The organism is Dysosmobacter acutus (genome assembly GCF_018919205.1).
GTDB classification, from domain to species: domain Bacteria; phylum Bacillota; class Clostridia; order Oscillospirales; family Oscillospiraceae; genus Oscillibacter; species Oscillibacter acutus.
On record NZ_JAHLQN010000001.1, the window covers coordinates 1128423 to 1141178 of the forward strand.

Here is a 12756-nt window from a genome sequence, read left to right on the forward strand (position 1 = left end):
CTTTGGTAGAGATTCCGACGATCTGCCGCTATTGCGGCGGTGCAGTCCATCTTGTTCCCGCGGCAAAGGTGTATGGCCCCGCGGCGGCAAAAAGACTGGGCTTGGAACGTGAGAAATTTTATCAATGTCAGAACTGCAATGCCCGTGTGGGCTGTCATAAGGGCAGCACGCGGCCGCTGGGCAATCTTGCCAACGAAGCCCTTCGCATGAAGCGGATGGAGACCCATCAGGTCTTTGACAGCTTCTGGAAGGAGCGGGGCATGAGCAGAACGCAGGGCTATAAGTGGATGGCAAAGAAGCTGAGACTCTCTGAAGAGCTTGCACACATCGGCGGCTTTGAGATGGATCGGTGCCAGAAGCTGATCCGGCTATGCGAAAAGGAACGAAACAAAGAGAAAAAGAAGGAGGCAGCATAAATGTGTGAGAGAACATATTGCCGGCATGAGCATGAGAAACTTTGCTCGTGTCCGCCGGTCGCTTGCAGGGACGCCCTTGGAATGGCCGCGCATTTGGCGGAGAACATGGAGCAAGTCCAATGGAGCCTGACCTACAACAGCCTGAAGGAGATAAAGCCCTATCAGTTGTGTCTGGTCGGGAAATGCAGGATCTGCGGCGGGCGGCTGTGCATGGAGCAAAGGCCCGTTGAGGCGGATAGCACTGACGGTTTCCTTGCTGCGGTATACCGGCATTTATACCATTTTCACCGCTCCATCGGTCAGTGCTTGCCTCGCGCGGCGTTTCGCACAAAGTTTGTAGAGATGTTCCGTAAGGAGGATCGCGCCGCTGTTGAGGACTGGCTGAGCATGCCGGAAAACCAGTCGATCCATGCCATGATCTGCGGAAATGCGAAGAGAGTCTATACCATCGTCCACTCCTGGGCGGATGCGGATCAGGGCAATTTTCCTGCTCCGGAAGGTATGGCAGCCTTCACTGTGAAGGAGGAGGCCCGCAAGGAGCTTGCGCGCCTTGTGGCGGAGGAAAAGGAAAATCGGACGATCCCGTTTCCGACAGAAGAATACTGTGAGGAGTACGGCGAGGATTTCTGGGAGGCTTACCGGGACGGCTATGCCGCCGGATGGTTTACCCGCTATGAGATCATCGAAAGTCCGCTGTACGCAGAAAATATCGAAGAAAAAGGAGGTGCGGCTGATGATGCTGCGAAAACCGACCTGCGCTGATTGCCCACATAATCTCCAATACATGGAAAGATTGCCGATCAAGAAAAAGGGCGTCACCATGCACTTGGGGGAGCGTTTCTGTGTTGCGGGAAAGCGCGCGAGGAAATTCAAACGCAGTGATCCCAAAACCTATGTGCCAAGCTGGTGTCCCAGACTCAAGGCTCCCTGTGAGCTGCGGATCTATGGCTTCAAGAATCAGAGAGAATGGAGGATGCACCGCAGTATGTGCGCGTATCTGGGCGAGGATACTTCTCCATCTGCATTCCGCTATGCGGTGCGCTATGAAGGACATGCCGATCTGGCACCGTATGAGTTTTTCGAGTGCTGCAATGAAAAATCGGATGATGAGATTTTGGGTGCAGCAGTCCAGCACTACGATGTTGTGGAAATTGACGACGGTATCAAGCCTGCCTTTTTCTACAAAACGGAGCATGGCTATGAGCTTTTATTCTCGTTTGATGCCAAGACTGCCAAGAAGAATATCAGGGAGGAAATTGATTGAAGGAAACTGTAAAAAGCTGCAGCAACTGCCGATATTCCTATGATCTGCCGAGCAATCGCGGACCGATGACAAAAACGCAGTACTGTAGAAACAAGAACTATAATTCCGTGAACTATACCACCAAAATGTTGCTGGAGGACTGGGACCAAGGCCACTGCCGCTTTTGGGCGTCCATACCAGAGGAAGGAAACGACAATGAAAAATAATTACTCAATCGCTCAGCGCAACGCCATTGTGGAAGCAAATCTTTGGTGCATCGACAGTGTGATCCGTCAGAATCGCCCGCTCATGAGAGCGGCTCGGCTGGAATATGACGATGTGTACCAGCAGCTTGCCCTGCGGCTTATCAAGGCTGTGGCGGGCTATGACCCGGAAAAGGGACGCCTGGAGCAGCACATTTTCGCCCAGCTCAAGTATGAGCTTCTTAGCTGCAGATCGGCCTACCGGCTCTGCGGTATGACCGGCACACCGCACTCGTTCCGAAAGAGCCATATCATTTCCATCGATACGCTCTCTGAGAACAGCGGCCTCTATGAAGAGGCGCTGGCGGCGTAAGGAGGCACGGAAATGACGCTGAGAGATAAGATGCTGGCGGTCATTGCGGATACCAATGATAGCGTAGCTGAGCGGGAGGAATTGGTGGAGATGATCGCCATTGCCCTGCTGACGCGAAAAAACCTGTTTGTTCTGGGTGAGCCGGGACAGGCCAAGAGCTATGCCATCAACCTGTTCCGTCGGCACATCACCGGTGCGCGGCAGTTTGAGAGGCTTCTTTCCAAGCAGAGCGATGAAGAACAGCTTTTCGGCCGTGTTGATCTTGCGAGTCTGCTGCCGGGCTCTGTGCCGCCGACCGTGCTGGAGCAGGACGCAACCTATCAAAACCAGCGCTTCAACCTGCGTGTCCTCGTCGAGGGCATCGGCTCCATGAAGGACGAGCCCGCAACATGGGAAAAGCTCAAGAGCGGCACCGAAAAGCTGGAGCTTTATCGTGCAGCGCTCTCGGCGCTTCACAAAAGCGAGCCCACGGTGCAGACAGCCGGCAAAATTCCAGAGGCCGATATCGTATTGCTGGATGAGATCTTCAAGTGCAACGACGGCGTGCTGAACTCACTGCTCACCGCCCTCAATGAGCGGAAATACACCAACGAGGGACGCACCTATCCCATTCCGGTCATTTCTTTTTTTGCGGCCTCCAATGAGATCCCTAATTTCAACGATCCGCAGGAAAAGATCCTGGAAGCGCTGTATGACCGCCTGGAACTGAAGGTCGTGACGGCCAATATGGAGGATCGGGACACGCGCCTTGCCGTTTTGAAGACTAAGCAGGCCGGCACCTTCGGACAGGTCACCGTTACGATCACGTTGGAGGAATTGCGGCAAATGCAGCAGGAGGTCGCGTCGATCCTCGTTCCCGACGCCATCAACGAGTTGGCTGACGATATCCTCTGCGAGCTTCGTAAGGATATGGCGGTGTCGGACCGAAAGTATCTGGGCTATTATCCCATCGCGCAGGCCAAGGCATGGCTTTCCGGCCATGACAAGGTAGAATCCTGTGACCTTCTGGCGCTGAAGAATTATCTCTGGCGCCTGCCCTCAGACTGTGAAAAGGTGGAAGCGGTGCTCACCCGCCTGTGTGTCAACCCCATGCAGGATAAGGTCAACAATATCCGCGGTATGGCGTTGGAATCCCAGGAGGAATTTGACGCTGCGCTGGGGGATGGCAGCAAGGCCGATACTGTGCGCAAGGCATTTATCAAGCTGCGCGGTGAACTGACGCATCTTTATCAGATGCAGTGCAGCCTTCGCACGGCGGCGCAGTCTGACGGCGAGACAGCACTGGTGGATGACCTCTTGGCCGATTTGGAGAAGATCAGCCGCAAGGCCCACGAGCAGACACATTTTACTTATACGACGCTGGAAGAGATCGCAGCGTTAAATTAAAAAATATTGGAGGAATCACGATGCTGAACAAGATCATTCTTATGGGAAGACTCACGCGCGATCCTGAACTGCGCAGGACAGAGAGCGGTACCGCTGTTTGTTCGTTTTCAATCGCGGTGGATCGGGACTTCAAGTCCAAAAACGGGGAAAAGGAGACGGACTTTATTGATATCGTTGCCTGGCGCGCCACGGCGGAGTTTGTGAGCAAGTATTTCACAAAAGGCCGCATGGCCGTCGTGGAGGGCCGGCTCCAGATCCGCGACTGGACAGACAAGGAAGGCGGCAAGCGCCGCAGTGCCGAAGTCATTGCAGACAATGTCTACTTCGGAGATTCCAAGCCGAAAGACGGCGGTGAGGAGGATGATATTTCTGCCTATACCGGAGCGCCCGACAGCTTTGCCGTGCCGGACGGCTTTACACCGGACTTTGGCGGCGAATCCGGGGAAATGCCCTTTTAAGAGCACCAAATAAGCGAGGGAGGGCATCAGCCCTCCCTCCATATAAAGATAAGAGGAGAAAACAAAATGAGCATTGTTTTTACGGAAGTACGGATCGAAGACCGTGGTGGCGTGGAGCTTTCCTTTATGGAGGGTGGTTGTTTGGATGAACTTGATATCCGCGAGCTTTTGAAGCACGACCAGCCCTTCCGCGATATGTGGGACGCAGTAGGCAGCGACGCAAGGATCGCCGTCCAGCAGTATCGTTTCCGGGGCGGCAAACAGGGAGAAGAATTGGGTGACGAAAGCCACTTCGCCCTGATGCGCGCGTATGATCGCGCACTCTCAGACGCGGACGGATCTACTTTTGTCGAACGGGACGATGTAGACTGGCTGGATGACTTTGAACTCACCAAAGACGATCTTGCAGACGGTAAGTGACAAACTCGCATTGATAGGGGAGCGTTTTATATGGAAACGAGTATTCTTAGCACCTATTCCAAGAATGAATGCCAGAAGTATTTTGACTATCTGGAACGGCTGCGTCAAAGCGGCGAAACAAATATGTACGGAGCAGCACCATACTTGCAGGAAGAATTTCCGGAGCTGCGATATTCGCCGGAACGGGCAAGAAAAATCCTGCTGGCGTGGTTCGGCACATTTTGCGAGAAGGAGGCGGATACAAAATGCTGAAGCCCTACCGGACAGTTCAGGATGTTCTTTCCTCTCCGTGGGCGCAGGTGCAGGGAGTGAAACGTAGTCCGCAACAGACAGACCGCGTTTTGCGCTCGACCAAACTGGAGGATAGCATTTACCGGGATCTGCGCATGGAGGATACGGGTATGGACGAGATCGAGAACAGCGCAGGCGAAAAGCTGCGCTCTTTTCCAGCGCTCTCGCGGGATATTTTCCAGTCCTTTTATTCCCTGATGCCCCGGCGCAACGCGGACGATGACCTCTCGACAGCGGCGCGGAAGATCAACATGCCGATTCTGGAGCACATCACCCAAAGCGAAGACTACCCCACGCTCAAGGAGGTGTGTGAAGGACGGGAGCTTCCGGCCTATGAAGCGGCGGCGGAGTTTGCTGCCCAGACCTCGGGAGAACTGGATGACTTACTTTCCCAATTGGGCGGAAAACCCGGCGCTGTACAGACGCTGGAAAAGCTGGAGCAGGCAGAGAAAACCGCAGAGGACAAGCTCACGGCACTGCTGGAGCAGCTTCGTGGGGCTCCGCAGGACGATCCGGCTCTGAGTGCCGCTGTGGTAAAAGCCGCCAATGACGCCGAGAGCAAACGGCGGCAGGCAGATGCGGTCAATAAGCTCGTTGACGCTGGCCTTGCGCAGAATCAGGCAGAATCCGGTGCGCTGATCGCCCGCGCGGTGTCTGCTGCCGCGGAAAGGGCGGAAGAGGTACAGACGATCCTCGGCGCATGGAGCGACGCTCCCGGTGATATGCGGAAGACAGACGCGAATGCGGCGCTTTTAGAGCGTGTGCGTGCCAGCGAAACGCTGCGGGACATTTCCCGCTATCTGGGACGTTTTCGGGAGATTTTCGCGCAGGGCAAGCGCAATGGCTATGCCTATGGCCGCGGGGAAAAATATGCGTTGGAGCTGGGAAACGACCTGTCCCGCGCACTGACCTCCGAGCTTGCCATGCTTGCTGTGCCGGAAACGCTGCCGTTGTTCCTGCGGAAGTATCAGCACCGACAGATCAAGCAATACCGTCGGCGGGAGTCGGTCTATAAGGGTGCAGGCGATATCATCTGCTGCCTGGACGAATCTGGCTCTACTGCGGGAGATCTGGCCGCGTGGGGAAAAGCCGTTGCCCTGACGCTGCTGGAGATCGCGCAGAGCGAGGGACGAAAATTCGCTCTTGTTCATTTCTCCGGCCCCGGCCGCTTTCAAACGGATGTATTTCTTCCCGGGCAGTCTTCTCTTGAAGAGAAGCTACGCGCGGCGGAAACTTTTCTTGGCGGCGGCACGGATTTTCAAACGCCGCTTGCGGAGGCGGAACGCCTCATGCGGGAGGATGGCTTTGAAAATGCTGACATCGCGTTTATTACGGACGGTGAGTGTTCGCTGCCAGAAATCTGTGTGGAGACACTGCAAAGGGCGCAATCGGAGCTTCGCTTTACCGTCACAGGGATTCTGCTGGATGAGGGAAACGCCGGCATGGATTTCAGCCTGAAACCCTTTTGCCAGAATATTTACCGCACCAGTGAGCTGACCGGAGAGCAGATCGTCGGGGAAATTGTGTTGGATCGCGTATGATATTGGTTGCTCGCAGAAAGAAAACAGGTTATAGTGTTATGAAATGGGAGTTCAAAGGAGTATGGCTATGCAGACCATTTACTGCGGAAGCAGGACTGTTGTGGAGCGGCCTGAGATCCGCATTCAAAAATTCCATAAGGATTTTTACTGGGGCTTTTACTGCACCTCCTATGAACAGCAGGCGCTGCGCTGGGCAACGCGCTTTGGAAAAGCCGGGGTTGTCAATGTCTATTCCTTCGATGACCAGACTGAGCTCAACATCAAGCGCTTCCTGGAAATGAGCGATGAATGGTTGGATTTTATTGCGGCATGCCGGAATGGAGTTCCCCATGACTATGATGTGGTGGAAGGCCCGATGGCGGACGATACCATCTTCAATTATGTGCAGAGCTTTTTGGATGGTGAGATCTCCAGAGCTGCTTTCTGGGAGTTGGCAAAATTCAAGTATCCCACCCATCAGATCAGCTTCCACACTGCACGTGCTCTCGCTGCACTGAAATTTGAAAGGAGCTATGTCGCCAATGTGCAAGAGAAACAATGACGCGCTCTTTTTCACCTGTTCTCTGATCGAACAGCTTGGCCGCTCCCTTCACATGCGGCGCGGTAAGGTGGCTGCGGAACTGGGCGAGGCCGGCATTCAGACGCTCTACCTCAATGCAGACATTCTGCACTGTGAGCCGATCGAAAAGGTCGCGGACGATGTGATCACGGAATTTTCACTGCAAGGCGGAGACTTTGACAATCTTGCCGAGGCAAGATATACAGTCCCCGATGTGTGGACGATGGGAAAGGTCTATGCAAGGCTCATCGAGGATGTGTCCGATGAGGACAACATCGTAGAAACCATCTTGCAGGTCTTTACCTCCTGGATCGACGGTCTGCTTTCGGACTATAATTCTGCCTTCTATTATCAGCCCCGCGATTATATTGCGGAGTGCTACCGGCAGAAAACAGTCTTGGACGGTTGAGCGGAACGAAAAAGGCGATGGTTTTCTATCGCAACACTCATAATAGTAGAGGCGGGAACATCATTGAAGATGTTCCCGCCTTGTGCGTCTATTTGTCATCGCCTCTGTCAAAAAATTATCACGCGTGGCGTAATACCCCTGCCTTTAGGCATGGGGATATAAGCCACACATTGTTCCCTCGTAACAAGACTTCCGAGGATTGTGTTAGATGCCGTTGAGTGGTATAATAAATCCATGGAATATAAAAGTAATCACAATGTGGTGTACTCCTGCAAGTATCATGTAGTCTGGTGTCCAAAATACCGCCGCAAGGTCTTGGTCAACGGTGTCGATATACGCTTGAAGAAACTCATAGAGGAAATCTGCGGCGAATACCACATCGACATCATAGAGATGGAAATCATGCCCGACCACATCCATTTGCTCATGGAGGTAGACCCGCAATTTGGTATACATAAAGCGGTAAAACTAATAAAAGGGCGAACGTCCCGTGTTTTGAGGCAAGAGTATGGATGGCTCCGCTCAAGGATTCCGTCTTTATGGACAAATTCATATTTTGTTTCTACCGTTGGCGGAGCGCCTTTGTCGGTCATCAAGCAGTACATAGAGAACCAGAAGAATGTGTGAGGTATCGAGATGGAATACAGCTATAAATTCCGCGTCTACCCCACCGCGGCGCAAGCGCGGCAGATACAAAGGACGTTTGGCTGTTGTCGGTTCGTCTGGAATCACTATCTCGCGTTGCGGAAAGACCTCTATGAGCAAGATGGAAAGACAATGAACTATAGTACCTGCTCTGGGGATATGACACAGCTCAAGAAAACCCTTCCCTGGCTGAGAGAAGTAGATGCAACCGCTCTGCAATCTTCTCTGCGTGATTTAGACACGGCATATCAAAACTTCTTCCGGCGTGTGAAACAGGGCCAGAAACCCGGCTATCCAAAATTCAAGAGCAAGCACCATAGCAAGAAAAGCTATAAGAGCAAGTGCGTGGGGACGAATATCAAGGTGCTGGACAAGGCGGTGCAGCTCCCAAAACTCGGCTTTGTAAAGTGCCGTATCTCCAAAGATGTCAAGGGGCGTATCCTGTCCGCTACTGTCAGCCAGAATCCAAGCGGGGAATACTTCGTTGCCCTCTGTTGCACCGATGTAGAAATAGTGCCGCTGACCTCTACCGGGGCGGTAGCCGGTATCGACATGGGCCTGAAAGCATTTGCAATCACCTCCGATGGCGTAGAGTATCCGAACCATAAATACCTGACACGGAACCAGAAGAAACTTGCCAAACTCCAGCGGCAGTTGTCCCGAAAATCAAGGGGCAGTAACCGCCGGGAAAAGGCGAGGATACAAGTAGCCCGTCTCCACGAACACGTTTCCAACCAGCGGCAGGATATGCTCCATAAGCTGTCCACCAGCCTTGTGAGAACCTATGACCTGATTGCGATTGAGGATTTGGCTCCGTCCAATATGGTCAAGAACCACAAACTTGCCCGGTCTATTTCTGACGCAAGCTGGGGCGAGTTTCGGCGGCAGCTGGAGTACAAAGCGGCGTGGTACGGAAAACAGGTGGTCACGGTCGACCGCTTCTTTCCGTCCAGTCAGCTTTGCTCCACTTGCGGTGCTCAATGGCCAGGGACGAAAGACCTGTCCGTCCGGGAGTGGGCTTGCCCCAAGTGCGGCACTATCCATGACCGGGATGTAAACGCCGCAAAGAACATTTTGAATGAGGGCTTGCGCCTGTTGGCGTAGCAGAAACATACGGTAGGGCGGGACACGCCCAAACCTATACGCTCGGGGACACCGTGTAAGACCTCGCTGGTGCAGGCGGCGGTGGCTGAACCGAGAATCCCCCGGCTTTAGCCGTGGGGAGTGTCAAAGCTTCCATGTGCAGGAAAAACACTTGCAATAGTATCCCTCGTCCCTAAATGGATGCGGAGAACTGTTACTATGGAAAAACTCCAACTATACAGCCTTTCCCTGTAATGCTACAATGAAGCTGTATTTCAGGGCGAAGTAAGTTAGGGCGGAGTAAGTTAGGAAAGAAAGAGTGGAAAGGAGGTAGTATGCCCTTTGCACAACTCATGGCGGTTTTACCGCTTAGAGATGTGGCATGCTCCTTGCGAGTACCGTCGAACTCAAACGACTTGAAATGTAATAAGGACGAGAACGAAACCGTAATTGCTCATAGGAGTGATTGCGGTCTTTTTTTGTCCCAAAATCGAAAGGAGTAATTTACTATGAGTGAACCCAGCAACGGCGCGTGGCCCTTTCAGGAGATCCCAGAAGAAGAGGGATTGGACATCAGCGCGATTTTTGGAAACAGCAGCGCTGCGCCGCAGGGAGACCCGTTTGCGCCTCCGGCGGCAGCACAGAGCGTTCCGTCGTCTCCGACACCCGTGGCGCAGGAAATCACACCGGCAGTTGCTGCAACATCGCAGCCGACAACCGCACCCATCGCCAAGGCGCCGGTCGAAGCTCCTGCGGAGAATCCCATTGCCGCAGCGTTTGAGCAGAAAACAGCGGAGAATACCAAAAAGGGCCTGTTGGAAAAGCCGCCGGTATTTTACCACAAGGGCGTGAAAGAGAAAATCGACGATCCCTCCATGACCTTTGAGGAGCTGCGCATCCGTAAGTCCGATGATTTTACCGATCTGGAGGAAGGCAAAAGGGTATCCTGGAGCGTGGAATACTGCGGTATTCGTAAAGAGGTCAAAGACCCCAAGGGAACCACGATCATTTCCATGAAGGAGATGATCGAACGCTCCCGCGAATTTCTCGACGCCCTCAAGAAAACGAAGGACAAAGCCCCTTGCTGCTATGTAAAGCCAAAGGTGGAAATGAAAACCAAGGGGAATGCCGCTTATAAGGGGAAATTCGGCACCTTGGAAGAGGCTCGCACCTCGGATAAGGTCATCTGCCTGATCCCCTCCAACGACGGCAGAATCTATGAGCTTCGCAAGATGGAGCAGGGCGAGTTTATCGCCCCCAAAAAGAATGTGGTGGATTTCTCTGAGGTCAGAGCCGGGTTTTCCCCGGCTCTGCCGAAGATCCCCGCCGAGCTGATGGGACAGATCATCGCCTTTTTCCGTGCCTTTATGACGGATCATGGGGAGAATGAAGCATTTGCCCAGATTTACTGGGACAAGGCGGAAAAACGCTTTTTTGCCTACGTCCCCAAGCAGAGCGTGTGCAAGGAGGAAGTAGAGGCCGATCTCCATGACTGCCCCTATGACGATGAAGAGCGGTATCTTTGCTACGCGGATATCCACTCTCATAACAGCATGGATGCCTTTTTCTCCGGTAAAGATGATCAGGATGAGCGCTCCACAGGACTCTACCTCGTTTTGGGAAAACTTGATAAATTCTATCCGGACGTCAAAGCACGTATTTTCTGCGGCGACTCCTTTGCATCCATCGATCCCAATATTGTGATGGAAGGATTGGAGCAGCCGTTTCCCAAGGAATGGTTGACGCAGGTAAGCATCCGCAGCAGAAAGCCCGAACGATTCAAAAAGCCGGATAAGCGCAGCTTCCGGGACCTTCTGGAGGAGGCGTTCCTATGAAGTTTCCAACGGATCGCCCTGTCAAGGTGGTTATGCTGGGGGCTGGCGGCACAGGAGGCTATGTTGCCCCGTATGTGTTTCGCCTGCTTCATATGCTGGATCGTCCTGCCCGCTTTGTTGTCTGCGATGGGGATATTGTCGAGCCAAAGAACCTGGACCGGCAGAACTTTGTCCCCGCAGACTTGGGTGAAAATAAAGCCCGCGTGCTGGCAGAGCGGTATTCCACTGTGCTTGGAATGGAGACAGAGTATGTTCCCAGCTTTATTGAAAAGCTGCCGGATCTGATGGAACTGATCGAGCCGAAGGAATGGGAGCTGAATCCCTATTCTACCAAGCGGACGAAGGAAATGGTACTGCTGCTGGGCTGCGTGGATAACAATAAGACGCGGCAGCTCTGCCATCAGGCTTTTCATCAGAGCGAGGAACTCATCTACATCGACAGCGGCAACGGAAAGTATACCGGGCAGGTCGTGTGCGGCGTGCGAAGAAACGGAAGAACGATCCGCAAATCTATTGGCGGCGTTCATCCCGAAATGCTGAAGGACACCGACCTGTTTCCCTCGGAGATCAGCTGCGCGGAAGCCGCACAGGAAGATCCGCAGAGTATTGTGGCCAATGTGACTGCGGCGACCGCTGTGCTCATCATGGTCTATAACATTCTGACCCATGGAGAAAACAATGCCTTGCAGACGGATTTTTCCACCCAAACGATCCGGATGCAGACGGTGCTGGAAAAGAAGACAAGGAGGCGTGCGGCATGAGTCGTGCAGTCATTGACGCAAAAGAGTTTTCCCATGCAATGAGCAAAATCAGTAAAATCCTCAAAAAGTGCGCAATACCCATTCTGGAGGAGGTCTGTCTCCGGATTCAGAATGGGCGCTGCACATTGACGGCAACAGATCTCGAAACATGGCTTACGGCAGAGTTCCCGGCTTCGGGCGATGATATGTTCTTTGCTTTCCGAAAAACCAAGGACATCCTGCGCGCCTGTTCCCACTTTGCCGGTGAGCTGACGATGGAATTTTCCGAAACGCAGAGCGGCAGTAAGAAAGCCGGAAGGGTTTTGCTCCGCTGTGAACGCCGCGGCGCGGAATTTGAGGTCTACGACGGAGCGGATTATCCGAATATGCCGCAGGCTTCGGAGGGCGATGCATTTTCAGTAAGCAGCGCGAGGCTTTCCGCCTGTGTGGAGCGTGTGCGCTATGCTGCGGAAAAGCCCAGCGTGAGTGCAAGACCCGCCGCGATCTGCGTGCAGTTTTGCGGGAATCGCGTCTACGCACTGGATGGAACCCGCCTTGCCTGCGATACGCTGGAAGGTGTTTCTTTCCCAAAGCCTTTTTTGGTGCGCGCCGATGTGCTTGCGCACCTGAGCGCTTTCGGCAAGGAAGATATGACCGTGCGGATCGGAAGCAGCCATGTGCTGTTTGCAAGCGGCAATTTGCGTATGCTTGCCCGCTTACAGGGCGTGGATACCTATAACGTGGATGCAGTGATCCCTAAAGGGTATCGGGAGAGCGTGACTGTCAAAACGGCTGACTTTGTGCGGGAACTGAATTATCTGAAGGAGTGCTCTGCACTCACGGCAAAGCCTTATGTGCGCTTTGCGGGTGAACGGCTTTCCATTGCGGCGGCCAGTGGAGCATTTGAAACCGGCATTGAGGTGAGGGGCCGCGGAGACATGGTTCTCGGCTTTGATCTCTACCATATGCTGGATGCCCTGAAGCAGTTTAAGGGCGAAGAGGAAGTTTGTATCCATCTCAGCAGTCCTCATGCTCCTATCGTGATCGATGCTGCGGGGCGCAGTGATTTTGCCCTGGTGGTGCCGGTCCGGCTGAAAGAAGAAATGGCAGCTTGAAAGGAAAAACAGATGGCATAGCCATCTAAAAAAGAAAAA

16 protein-coding genes are annotated in these 12756 nt (G+C 53.4%); all 16 read left to right on the forward strand.

Annotation, left to right across the window (positions count from 1 at the left end; all coding sequences use genetic code 11):
* Positions 1-2: 2 nt before the first annotated feature.
* The 16 genes from KQI82_RS05465 to KQI82_RS05540 all read left to right on the forward strand — a co-directional run bounded on the left by KQI82_RS05465 (position 3) and on the right by KQI82_RS05540 (position 12717).
* Positions 3-416 carry a zinc-finger-containing protein gene (locus KQI82_RS05465; RefSeq protein WP_241426626.1) on the forward strand — a complete coding sequence of 138 codons (414 nt, stop codon included), beginning with the start codon at positions 3-5 and terminating at the stop codon, positions 414-416.
* Positions 417-1178, forward strand: a complete 762-nt coding sequence (locus KQI82_RS05470; protein ID WP_216631863.1) for a hypothetical protein — start codon at positions 417-419, stop codon at positions 1176-1178.
* Positions 1150-1680, forward strand: coding sequence for a hypothetical protein (locus KQI82_RS05475; protein WP_216631864.1), 531 nt, complete (start codon positions 1150-1152; stop codon positions 1678-1680). Before KQI82_RS05470 ends, KQI82_RS05475 begins: the two co-directional genes overlap by 29 nt.
* A 195-nt stretch (positions 1681-1875) precedes the next feature.
* Positions 1876-2235: a sigma factor gene (locus tag KQI82_RS05480; RefSeq protein WP_216631865.1), complete on the forward strand. Its 360-nt coding sequence runs from the start codon at positions 1876-1878 to the stop codon at positions 2233-2235.
* 12 nt (positions 2236-2247) lie between these two features.
* Positions 2248-3621: an AAA family ATPase gene (locus KQI82_RS05485; RefSeq protein ID WP_216631866.1), complete on the forward strand. Its 1374-nt coding sequence runs from the start codon at positions 2248-2250 to the stop codon at positions 3619-3621.
* Between the two features lie 20 nt (positions 3622-3641).
* Positions 3642-4079 carry a single-stranded DNA-binding protein gene (locus KQI82_RS05490; RefSeq protein WP_241426627.1) on the forward strand — a complete coding sequence of 146 codons (438 nt, stop codon included), beginning with the start codon at positions 3642-3644 and terminating at the stop codon, positions 4077-4079.
* Between the two features lie 66 nt (positions 4080-4145).
* The gene (locus tag KQI82_RS05495) at positions 4146-4499 is read left to right on the forward strand and encodes a hypothetical protein (protein WP_216631867.1); all 354 of its coding nucleotides are present in this window, start codon (positions 4146-4148) and stop codon (positions 4497-4499) included.
* Between the two features lie 30 nt (positions 4500-4529).
* A complete protein-coding gene (locus KQI82_RS05500; RefSeq protein WP_216631868.1) occupies positions 4530-4751 on the forward strand; it encodes a hypothetical protein in 222 nt (73 codons plus the stop codon).
* 89 nt (positions 4752-4840) lie between these two features.
* The gene (locus KQI82_RS05505) at positions 4841-6331 is read left to right on the forward strand and encodes a VWA domain-containing protein (protein WP_216631869.1); all 1491 of its coding nucleotides are present in this window, start codon (positions 4841-4843) and stop codon (positions 6329-6331) included.
* A 61-nt stretch (positions 6332-6392) separates the two neighbouring features.
* Positions 6393-6872: a DUF3990 domain-containing protein gene (locus tag KQI82_RS05510; protein ID WP_216631870.1), complete on the forward strand. Its 480-nt coding sequence runs from the start codon at positions 6393-6395 to the stop codon at positions 6870-6872.
* The gene (locus KQI82_RS05515; RefSeq protein WP_216631871.1) at positions 6853-7299 is read left to right on the forward strand and encodes a hypothetical protein; all 447 of its coding nucleotides are present in this window, start codon (positions 6853-6855) and stop codon (positions 7297-7299) included. The genes KQI82_RS05510 and KQI82_RS05515 overlap by 20 nt, the downstream gene beginning before the upstream one ends.
* A gap of 234 nt (positions 7300-7533) precedes the next feature.
* Entirely contained in the window at positions 7534-7926 is a 393-nt protein-coding gene (tnpA, locus tag KQI82_RS05520) for an IS200/IS605 family transposase (RefSeq protein ID WP_216633638.1), read from the forward strand.
* Between the two features lie 9 nt (positions 7927-7935).
* Entirely contained in the window at positions 7936-9048 is a 1113-nt protein-coding gene (gene tnpB / locus KQI82_RS05525; protein WP_216631872.1) for an IS200/IS605 family element RNA-guided endonuclease TnpB, read from the forward strand.
* 488 nt (positions 9049-9536) lie between these two features.
* Positions 9537-10862: a hypothetical protein gene (locus KQI82_RS05530; RefSeq protein ID WP_216631873.1), complete on the forward strand. Its 1326-nt coding sequence runs from the start codon at positions 9537-9539 to the stop codon at positions 10860-10862.
* Complete coding sequence (locus tag KQI82_RS05535; RefSeq protein WP_216631874.1) at positions 10859-11623, forward strand: ThiF family adenylyltransferase; 765 nt, start codon at positions 10859-10861, stop codon at positions 11621-11623. Before KQI82_RS05530 ends, KQI82_RS05535 begins: the two co-directional genes overlap by 4 nt.
* A 38-nt stretch (positions 11624-11661) precedes the next feature.
* On the forward strand, positions 11662-12717 hold the full coding sequence (locus KQI82_RS05540) for a DNA polymerase III subunit beta (protein ID WP_216631875.1): 1056 nt from the start codon (positions 11662-11664) through the stop codon (positions 12715-12717).
* Positions 12718-12756: the final 39 nt, after the last annotated feature.

Excerpts from the sequence above, each read along its gene's own strand:
- KQI82_RS05535 (WP_216631874.1), top strand. The coding sequence starts at position 10,859 with ATGAAGTTTCCAACGGATCGCCCTGTCAAGGTGGTTATGCTGGGGGCT.
- KQI82_RS05475 (WP_216631864.1), top strand. The coding sequence starts at position 1,150 with ATGATGCTGCGAAAACCGACCTGCGCTGATTGCCCACATAATCTCCAA.
- KQI82_RS05495 (WP_216631867.1), top strand. The coding sequence starts at position 4,146 with ATGAGCATTGTTTTTACGGAAGTACGGATCGAAGACCGTGGTGGCGTG.
- KQI82_RS05485 (WP_216631866.1), top strand. The coding sequence starts at position 2,248 with ATGACGCTGAGAGATAAGATGCTGGCGGTCATTGCGGATACCAATGAT.
- KQI82_RS05500 (WP_216631868.1), top strand. The coding sequence starts at position 4,530 with ATGGAAACGAGTATTCTTAGCACCTATTCCAAGAATGAATGCCAGAAG.
- KQI82_RS05510 (WP_216631870.1), top strand. The coding sequence starts at position 6,393 with ATGGCTATGCAGACCATTTACTGCGGAAGCAGGACTGTTGTGGAGCGG.
- tnpB (WP_216631872.1), top strand. The coding sequence starts at position 7,936 with ATGGAATACAGCTATAAATTCCGCGTCTACCCCACCGCGGCGCAAGCG.
- KQI82_RS05540 (WP_216631875.1), top strand. The coding sequence starts at position 11,662 with ATGAGCAAAATCAGTAAAATCCTCAAAAAGTGCGCAATACCCATTCTG.
- KQI82_RS05515 (WP_216631871.1), top strand. The coding sequence starts at position 6,853 with ATGTGCAAGAGAAACAATGACGCGCTCTTTTTCACCTGTTCTCTGATC.
- KQI82_RS05470 (WP_216631863.1), top strand. The coding sequence starts at position 417 with ATGTGTGAGAGAACATATTGCCGGCATGAGCATGAGAAACTTTGCTCG.
- KQI82_RS05480 (WP_216631865.1), top strand. The coding sequence starts at position 1,876 with ATGAAAAATAATTACTCAATCGCTCAGCGCAACGCCATTGTGGAAGCA.
- tnpA (WP_216633638.1), top strand. The coding sequence starts at position 7,534 with ATGGAATATAAAAGTAATCACAATGTGGTGTACTCCTGCAAGTATCAT.
- KQI82_RS05530 (WP_216631873.1), top strand. The coding sequence starts at position 9,537 with ATGAGTGAACCCAGCAACGGCGCGTGGCCCTTTCAGGAGATCCCAGAA.
- KQI82_RS05490 (WP_241426627.1), top strand. The coding sequence starts at position 3,642 with ATGCTGAACAAGATCATTCTTATGGGAAGACTCACGCGCGATCCTGAA.